This is a genomic window from Acinetobacter sp. YH16051 (assembly GCF_013417135.1).
Lineage (GTDB): Bacteria > Pseudomonadota > Gammaproteobacteria > Pseudomonadales > Moraxellaceae > Acinetobacter > Acinetobacter towneri.
Genome location: NZ_VPEN01000129.1, coordinates 1 through 1,271, shown reverse-complemented (window position 1 = coordinate 1,271; position 1,271 = coordinate 1). Strand labels below are relative to the sequence as shown.

2 protein-coding genes are annotated in these 1,271 nt (G+C 33.9%); one reads left to right on the top strand and one right to left on the bottom strand.

The window, feature by feature from the left end:
- Positions 1-9 precede the first annotated feature (9 nt).
- Entirely contained in the window at positions 10-651 is a 642-nt protein-coding gene (locus FTV41_RS14830) for an AAA family ATPase (RefSeq protein ID WP_004728244.1), read from the bottom strand.
- Between the two features lie 344 nt (positions 652-995).
- On the opposite strand from FTV41_RS14830, the gene FTV41_RS14825 reads away from it, so the two are divergent.
- A partial coding sequence (locus FTV41_RS14825; RefSeq protein WP_179996776.1) for a replication initiation protein occupies positions 996-1,271 on the top strand: 276 nt, incomplete at its 3' end.

Genomic DNA, 1,271 nt, shown 5'->3' with positions numbered 1-1,271 from the left:
TAAGTGCCATTAAAGATCTCCTAAAAACTCTTTAGCAATTTGTTCAATTTCTTGTTTAGCTTTTTCATCAGATGACATTTCAAAGACAGATAATCCATTTTCATCAGCATCATCATAGATATTTCGATTACACGTAAAATTGTTAAGTGGAATCAAATCAAAAGATTCACATGCTTCTTTAGCGTCTAATATTCTTTGAAACTGACTTGGTAAAGTTGGACATTGAGTAATAACTGCTCGAGTATAAAGCTCTGGATTTACAGCTTTGGCTAATCGGATCAACTTTTCAACATGAACCAATGTTTTTAGATCACGTCTTTTAGGACGAAATGGCAATAACATATGAGTTGCAATAGTCATTGCTGAACGTAAAGCCTCAGAATCTTGACCACCTGCATCGATAATAATGTCTTGATAGCGTTTAGACAGGTCTAATAATATTTGACGGATATTCCCAGCAGCTTGTACTGAAGGAATACTTTCTACTTTATTGTTGTCATCACGTTCTTTAATCCAATCAGTAGTAGTACCTTGTGGATCAGCATCCAATAATAAAATATCTCTCTTTTTCGCTTGTAAATACACAGCTAAATTTTGGGCGAGGCAACTTTTACCGGACCCTCCTTTTTCACCACCAACTAAAATTATCATCTTGATTATTTAACTTACGTAACTTATTTAAAATTCATTATATAAAGTTTTCTATTTAGATCAATAGTTTATAAATAATAAGATTATTTAACTTGCGCAACTTACGTAACTATCTTGATAATTTATTATTTTATATAGTTTTATTGATTGAAATTTTTTGTTGATTAGTTATATTCTTACAAAAGAAAGCCCCGATGATTTTCAAACTTGGCGGAATGGAATCAATCGAGGCTCGTATCTTTAACAACAATAAGGAGATGAATCCGTCTTGTGTTTGTTATAATCATATACCACAAATTTAGTATATGCAAAGAACAAAAGGCGGTTTACTAAAGTGTAAACCCATGAATTATACAAAAAGTCACTCGACACTGACTAAATTTAGAACGGAATTGGGGACACAGCAGCAACTCGATCTATTCGAGAGTCTACCAAATAAACCATATTGCATGGATGAGAAGCCTGGCTACATGCTCATCCGTACTAAATCCATCGCGGTTAAAAAGCCCTACATTCAGATAAATTCACCCCTGACCACAATTTACTTTGTCTTTGACGATGACAAAGAAGATGCCGCTTTATCCTGGTTTGATGCCGGTTTACCTAAACCCTTTTGGACT